Origin of the sequence: Mesosutterella porci, assembly GCF_022134585.1 — a bacterium.
Classification (GTDB): domain Bacteria; phylum Pseudomonadota; class Gammaproteobacteria; order Burkholderiales; family Burkholderiaceae_F; genus Mesosutterella; species Mesosutterella porci.
Window position 1 is genome coordinate 1 of record NZ_JAKNCT010000019.1, and the last position, 7,219, is coordinate 7,219.

The 7,219-nt window shown below is 55.4% G+C and carries 5 protein-coding genes, 1 tRNA gene and 1 rRNA gene; 2 read left to right on the plus strand and 5 right to left on the minus strand.

Annotated features, from left to right (window positions below; all coding sequences use genetic code 11):
• On the plus strand, positions 1–187 hold a 187-nt coding region (locus MAF45_RS11030), incomplete at its 5' end, for an IS3 family transposase (protein WP_237980679.1).
• 217 nt (positions 188–404) lie between these two features.
• On the opposite strand, the gene speC is transcribed toward MAF45_RS11030, so the two are convergent.
• Positions 405–2,621: an ornithine decarboxylase gene (speC, locus tag MAF45_RS11035; protein ID WP_237980680.1), complete on the minus strand. Its 2,217-nt coding sequence runs from the start codon at positions 2,619–2,621 to the stop codon at positions 405–407.
• A gap of 257 nt (positions 2,622–2,878) precedes the next feature.
• Positions 2,879–2,969: transfer RNA gene (locus tag MAF45_RS11040), tRNA-Ser, on the minus strand.
• 164 nt (positions 2,970–3,133) lie between these two features.
• On the opposite strand from MAF45_RS11040, the gene MAF45_RS11045 reads away from it, so the two are divergent.
• Complete coding sequence (locus MAF45_RS11045; protein WP_237980682.1) at positions 3,134–3,772, plus strand: hypothetical protein; 639 nt, start codon at positions 3,134–3,136, stop codon at positions 3,770–3,772.
• A 209-nt stretch (positions 3,773–3,981) separates the two neighbouring features.
• Here MAF45_RS11045 and serS read toward each other — a convergent pair whose 3' ends face one another.
• The 3 genes from serS to rrf all read right to left on the minus strand — a co-directional run bounded on the left by serS (position 3,982) and on the right by rrf (position 7,155).
• Positions 3,982–5,283 carry a serine--tRNA ligase gene (gene serS, locus MAF45_RS11050; protein ID WP_237980684.1) on the minus strand — a complete coding sequence of 434 codons (1,302 nt, stop codon included), beginning with the start codon at positions 5,281–5,283 and terminating at the stop codon, positions 3,982–3,984.
• A gap of 164 nt (positions 5,284–5,447) precedes the next feature.
• A complete protein-coding gene (locus MAF45_RS11055) occupies positions 5,448–6,725 on the minus strand; it encodes a replication-associated recombination protein A (RefSeq protein WP_237980686.1) in 1,278 nt (425 codons plus the stop codon).
• A 315-nt stretch (positions 6,726–7,040) separates the two neighbouring features.
• Positions 7,041–7,155: ribosomal RNA gene (gene rrf / locus MAF45_RS11060) — 5S ribosomal RNA — on the minus strand.
• Positions 7,156–7,219 lie beyond the last annotated feature (64 nt).

The window sequence follows — 7,219 nt, forward strand, 5'->3', positions numbered from 1 at the left end:
TAAGGTCGAATCCCTGTACAACTCCCTGCTCAGCAGGGAGAAGCCGAGCTTCCAGGAACAGAATGACAGCATTGCCTTCTATATCGATTTTTACAACAACCGCCGGCCTTGCTCAGTGATCGGCAACGTCCCCCCGTCAGAGTACCGGCAGCAGCGCCAGAAGGAGAAACAGGAAACGGTGTCTTGAATGCTGCTGATTACGACAGAAATTTTTTCGCGAAATTGAAAAGCCGGATGCCTAAAATAATTCCGTTTTACATCTGTCCAAGAAATCCATACCAGTTCATTTCAATCTTTGACTTTCAAAGCAGAGGCGGAAAAAGCCTTTGGATTACCCTTCCAAAGGCTTTTTCCGCAGCATTTGAGGACGCCCCAGACTTCCAGGCCGGCGCCCTGCTTCATCCTCAGTCCCGGGAGCCCCGCCCCCAGCCCATCTTCAGTCCCAGCGCCTTCGCTCTGTCCTCAGAAAGGACGTAACCGAAAATCTGCCGGCGTCCTCCCTCGCCCGGCTCAATGTACACGCCCTGAAGCTCAGGCGTAAAACCGGGAAGGCGGTTGACTAGCTCTTCCAGGGCGAGGAAATAATCGAGCACAACCCCCTCCCAGACCTCTCCGGGCACGCAGGTGATCACTCCAGGAGGATAAGGCAGCGCGCCTTCCAGCGCGATCCGTCCCGTGGCCTTGGACAGAGCGATAAGCTCGCCGTTCCCCCTCACCAGCTCGTAGTTGGCCGCCTGAGGAAGCATGGCCCGTCTGGGAAGCTCATCTTTTCTGAACATCGCCTTCTGCAGCTGCTTCAGGTCATACTCTCTGTAGAAGTCGTGCAGCTCCTGGCAGAGTTTCCTGATCGTATAGCCGCTGTAGCGCTCTTTGTACCGTGTATACAGGCTGGGAAGCACCCGAGAAAGGGGAGCGTCCTGGTCGAGCAGCCGTTCGAAATGAGCAATTCTGTTGACAAGGTTCTCCATCTTCGCCAGATCTTCGGCAGGAGTCATCAGAAAGAGGATGGAGTTGAGATCCGCCTTTTCGGGAATAATGCCGTTTTCGCGCAGATATTCTGCAAGAATCCCGGCCGGGACGCCGAACTCCTCGTAAGTTCCCTTTTCTATATTGATGCCGGGCGTGGTGAGCAGGAATTTGCAGGGATCCACGAAGTACTGGTCTTTGCCATAGTCCTCAAAGCCATGCCACTTGGCTCCGGGCTCATACTTGAAGAACCGCAGCTCGCGGGCGATGAGCTCCGTGGGATAGGACTGCCAGGGATGGCCGTCCACCTCCGGAGGGATAAAAGGCCTGACGTACTTGCAGGTCGCCAGAAGGTATTTCCTCGCATCGATGCCAACCTTGACACAATCGGCCCAAAGCAGACGCCCCGATTCCCCCTCATGCATTTTCGCGTTCACGTCCAGCCCTGCGTAAAGAGGATAAAAGGGACTTGTTGACGCATGCATCATGTAAGCGGAATTGAGCCGCTTGTGCGAGACGTAGCGCTTCTGACCGCGGATGTGGTCGTCCTTCTTGTGGATCTGGGACGTCTGGGAAAATCCGGCCAGCTGCTTGTGTACAGACTGAGTCACAAAAATGCCGGGATCGTCGGGGCCCAGATGAAGCAGCAGCGGGGAGCAGTCCTTCATCATGGGAATGAACTGCTCATAGCCCACCCAGGCCGAATCAAAAAGAATGTAGTCGCACAAATGTCCCAGGCGACTCACGATCTGCCGGGCGTTGCCAATCGTGCCGTCATACGTTCCCAGCTGTATCACCGCAAGCCTGAAAGGCCGGGGCTGCTTCGCCTTAACCGGATCGGCCTCGGCGGCGATTCTGCGTATGTAAGCCTCGTCAAAGCAGTGATTGTCAATGCCGCCGATAAAGCCGTAGGCGTTGCGGGCCGTTTCCAGATAAACAGCCGTAGCACCAGCCTGGATCAAGGCTCCGTGCTGAACGGATTTATGGTTGTTGCTGTCATAGAGCACCAGATCTCCCGGGGCAAGGAGCGCCGTAAGCACAATCTGGTTGGAAGCCGATGTCCCGCCAAGGACAAAATAAGTGCTGTCCGCATTAAAAACCCTGGCCGCATGCCTCTGGGCCTCGAACGGCGCTCCTTCATGAATGAGCAGATCACCCATGGCAACGTCCGCATTGCAGAGGTCGGCCCGGAAAAGGTGCTCACCGAAAAAGTTATAGAACTCCCGTCCGGCCGGATGCCGCCGGAAGAAAGCCCCGCCCTGGTGGCCCGGGCAGTCGAACTGGCTCTTGCCCTCCTCCACATAAGTCTCCAGCGCAGAGAAGAAAGGCGGCAGAAGCGAATCCTCATAGCGCTGTGCCGCAGCGTCAATCTGCCGGCCGTTGTAGATCTGATTGGTCGGATTGTTGTCAATGACCTGAGAGACCTGTCCCAGCAAATCGGGAGGAAACTCCGTATTGTCGTCCTTGACGAGAACAACTGGAATTTCAAAGCAATAAGACTTGACCCGTGAAATCAGCCCCCGGGCTGCTTCCGCAACCGTCATCACGATCGCCGAGGACTCCGTCAGGTCAGAGGATTTCAAATCCACAATTGTTCGTTCAGATATAAATGCCTTGCGGGCTTCCAACGTTGCAGCAATCGTTAGTTTTTTCATGGTCAGGCGCCCGGCCGCCTTTCTGACGGATGCAGGGCTTTCCTCCTTTTCACTGAGGTCGGTCGATCTCAAGGGATCGTCTTCCCAACCGCGCGGGCTGCCACCCGGTGCTGGGCTGTAAACTCCGTAAAAGCGGATTCATTTTAAATGACGGGACGCAGCGCAGCGCCCTTCGGCCAAGCCCGCGGCTGTCCTGGCTCATTCTGAAGATAAAAAAATCCCGAGCTGAAGTCTGAACAGGAGCCCGGGATCGAATATGGCGGAAGGGGAGGGATTCGAACCCTCGATACGGTATAGCCGTATGCCGGATTTCGAATCCGGTGCATTCGACCACTCTGCCACCCTTCCGTAAAAGACAGCAGAGACGAATGTTAGCAAAATTTATAACATCCTGCCACTGCACTAGCCTATCCTTTATGACTCAGTTAAACTAAACGAAATTTACGCTGCCCGCGTATAACGCCCTTTGAAACCTTATTTAATAGGCTCAGCCGTCTTTTGGAGAGATCAATATGGCTTCAGAAAAAAAAGATACCCAGTATTTCCACGACAAGTTCAAATCAGCAATCGAAGCAATTGAAATCCATAACAAGAAAGGCTTGAAGATCCTGCGGCAAAATGCGCTGGATGAACTCCTTTCTGTTGCCAAGGAGTTTGTTTCCAAGACGGGAGAGATGGCCGGAAAGGCTGCAAAGAAAATCGACGAGGCATCCGCCAGGCTTCAGGCCGAAAAAAAGGCTCCTGCCAAACAGGCTGCCGTGAAGGCTCCGGCCCCCAAGAGCGCCGAGCCTGCTAAAAAAGCTCCGGCTAAGAAAGCGGTAGCCAAGCATGCCCCCGCAGCTTCGGCTGCAACGCCAAAAACTGCGGCCGCCAAAACAGCCGTAAAGAAGGCCTCAGCCCCGAAGAAAGCTGCGGCAGCCGCCAAATCCGCCCCGGCCTCTAAGCCGGCAGCTGCGAAAAAAGCAGTTGCTCAGAATGTCCCCGCCTCTAAAAAGGCTGCCGTGAAAAAAGTGCCAGCCGCAGTGAAGAAAACCGCTGCCCCCAAGACGGCAGAAAAGGCTCCGGCTGCAAAAACATCCGTAAAGAAAGCGGCCCCGGCAAAGAAAGCTGCGCCTAAAAAGCAGGCTTCAAAGAAAGCGGCCAAGGCCTGACTGAAATAGTTCCGGTGCAGCCGGGAAAAACTAGGAACAGGCGGCGGGCAACTGTCCCACCGCCCTTTCTTTTTTCTTTTCCGCCAGCGGCGCGCCGGCACGCAGAAGCCTGTCTGTGCACGCACGGTGCGCGCGGAAAAACAGCCCCCGGAAAGCGACAAGCTTTCCGGGGGCCGTTCAGATCCTTCAGGCCTCTGCTCCCTGCTCCATCAAGCCGCGGGGCCGATCTTTTCTAATCCGCCCATATACGGACGCAGGACCTCGGGAACCGTAATCGAGCCGTCAGCGTTCTGATAATTTTCAATCACTGCCACCAGAGCGCGGCCCACAGCGACTCCCGAACCATTGAGCGTGTGAACGTAACGCACCTTTCCGTCCTTTCCCTTGTATCGAGCGCCCATTCTGCGGGCCTGGAAGTCAAGGCAGTTGGAGCAGGAGGAAATTTCGCGGTAGGTGTTCTGCGCCGGCAGCCAGACCTCCAAGTCAAAGGTCTGAGCCGAAGAAAAGCCCATGTCGCCCGTAGAAAGCATGATGACGCGGTACGGCAGGCCCAGGAGCTGCAGCACTTCTTCGGCATTTTTGACCATCTCGTGAAGGTGGTCGTACGAATGCTCGGCCGGGACAATGCGGACCATCTCAACCTTTGCAAACTGATGCTGGCGAATCATACCGCGCGTATCGCGGCCGTAGGAACCCGCTTCGGAACGGAAGCATGGGGTAAGAGCCGTAATCTTGATCGGAAGATCAGATTCCTTCAGAACCTTCCCGGCGACAGAATTCGTGAGCGGGACTTCCGCCGTCGGAATCAGGTACTGGAGCTCATGCTCGCCTTCTTCCTCATAACCTCCGATCCGGGCCGAGTAGAGGTCTTCGGCAAACTTGGGAAGCTGGCCGGTGCCCTGCATGGTAGAGGCGTTGACGATATACGGGGTATAGCACTCCGTGTAGCCGTGCTTGCGGGTGTGGAGATCCAGCATGAACTGGGCGAGAGCTCTGTGCAGATGAGCGATTTCCCCTCGCATGAAGCAGAAGCGGGAACCGGAGAGCTTGGCCGCCGTGTCGAAATCCATCCCAAGAGGAGCCGCCACATCGACGTGGTCTTTGATGGGGAAATCAAAAGTTCTTGGAGTCCCCCACCGCCACTGCTCCACATTGGATCTGTCGTCGGGTCCGATAGGGCATGCCTCATTCGGAAGGTTGGGAACGCGAAGCATCAGGGCTTCGAGTTTCTTGCGAATATCTGAAAGCCGTCCCTCCAGCTCAGCCAGCTTTTTAGGAACCGAGGCGGCCTCAGCCATCAGGTCCTCGCAGGGAGCACCGGATTTTTTAGCAATGCCGATTTTTTTTGACAAAGAATTCCGGCGGCTCTGCAGCTCCTCCGTTTCGGACTGAACCTGCTTGCGGTCAGCTTCCAAAGCCAGAAATTCTTTTTCAGGGAAATCAAAATTACGCGTCTTCAGGCGTGCAATGACTTCAGGCAACTGCTTGCGCAGAAGATTGATGTCGAGCATTACAAAAAATCCTTTAGAGAAACAAATAAAAAGCGAACCTGCTGCAGCAGGATCCCTGCCGCCACCGCTTCGCTCCAGCTGATGGCCGAATGCAGAGATGCCCCCACGACGTCTGCCGCTGCGCAGATAGTTAATTTTGCAACAGGATAACTTAATGATCAAGTTCAGCGTTTTCGCCCCTTGCCCTGTTCCCAAGCCTGTTTGTTAAGCGCATCGAGCCTCGCAAGTTTCTCGGCGATCTTGATCTCCAGCCCTCTCGGATTCGGTTTATACCAGCGCCTGCCTTCTAGTCCTTCTGGCAGATAAATTTCTCCGGCGGCGAAAGCGCCCGGCTCATCATGGGCATAACGATAACCATCGTTGTAGCCGAGCTCGGCCATCAATTTTGTCGGCGCATTCCTCAAATAAAGTGGAACCGGGCGGCTTCTGTCTTTCTTGATCAAGGCACGGACTGCGTTGTAAGCAACCTCGACCGAATTGCTTTTCGGTGCGGCCGCGAGATAGATAACGGCCTGTGCGATCGCGAGCTCTCCTTCCGGAGAACCAAGTCGTTCATAGATTTCTGCAGCTTCAAGGGCAAGCTGTGTTCCCCGAGGATCCGCCAGACCCACATCTTCCACGGCCATGCGCATGACGCGGCGGGCTATATAGCGCGGGTCGCACCCCCCGTCGAGCATACGGCAAAGCCAGTAAAGGGCCGCATCGGGATCAGAGCCGCGAACTGATTTGTGCAGCGCGCTGATCTGATCGTAGAAAGCCTCACCACCCTTGTCGAAACGGCGCTGGGCCGCCGGAACGGCCTTCTGGAGGAACGAACGGTCTATTTCCGTCAAATGGCGGGTCTGAGCCATTTCGGCGGAAACTTCAAGAGCATTCAGCAGCCGGCGGGCGTCTCCGTCGGCAAGATCCACATAAAGCTCACGGGCCTCCTGGGTGATGGTTAAATCCTGATAAAACCTGGCGCGGGCCCGCTCCAGCAACTCCAGACAATCTTCGGGACGAAGAGCCTCTAGCGTATAGACAGTCGAGCGCGACAGCAGAGCGCTGTTAACCTCAAAGGAAGGATTCTCGGTTGTTGCACCGATGAAGATAAACAGGCCCGATTCCACATGAGGCAGGAAGGCATCCTGCTGGGCCTTATTGAAGCGATGAACCTCATCGACGAAGACTACCGTAGGCTCTCCCGTCATCGACTGATGGGCTCTGGCGGCTTCAACTGTTTCCCTTATTTCCTTTACTCCGGATAAAACGGCTGAAATCGCAATGAAAGGCAGATTGAATGCCTTGGCCATGAGCCTTGCAATAGTGGTCTTTCCAACACCGGGGGGCCCCCACAGGATCATGGAGTGGGGGTGCCCGCTTTCCAACGCAACGCGCAGAGGCATCCCCGGTCCAAGCAGGTGCTTCTGACCTACTATCTCGGCCACAGAATCCGGTCTCATTCTTTCCGCCAGAGGCGACTGCGTGGACGAATGTGCGGACGAACTTGAATGCCCGGAGCCGGCTTTTACCTGTGGTTCAATTTCACCAAACAAATCTTTTGACATACAAAGAAACCTGACCGTAAGGACTGTTGCGCAGGCGCATTGATCTATGTTAGCTGTTTTGACATGCGAAGAAGCGGAAAGCTGCCGGGAAAGGGTAAATCTGAAATAAGAATCGCCTGAATGGACTTTCAGGAGCGGAAGCCGCGCGCTTCGCGGACGCGGTAAGGAAAAGCCCCTCCGGACGGATGTTCGGAGGGGCTTGATGGAGAAGCCTGACGGTGACCTACTTTCACCAGAAATACAACTGACTATCATCGGCGCGAAGGCGTTTCACTGTCCTGTTCGGAATGGGAAGGAGTGGGGCCGCCCTGCTATGGCCGTCAGGCAAAGGCTTTGGTTCCTGTCCGCGGGACTTCTTCTTCCGCGGCACGAACCGAATGGCTTTCGGA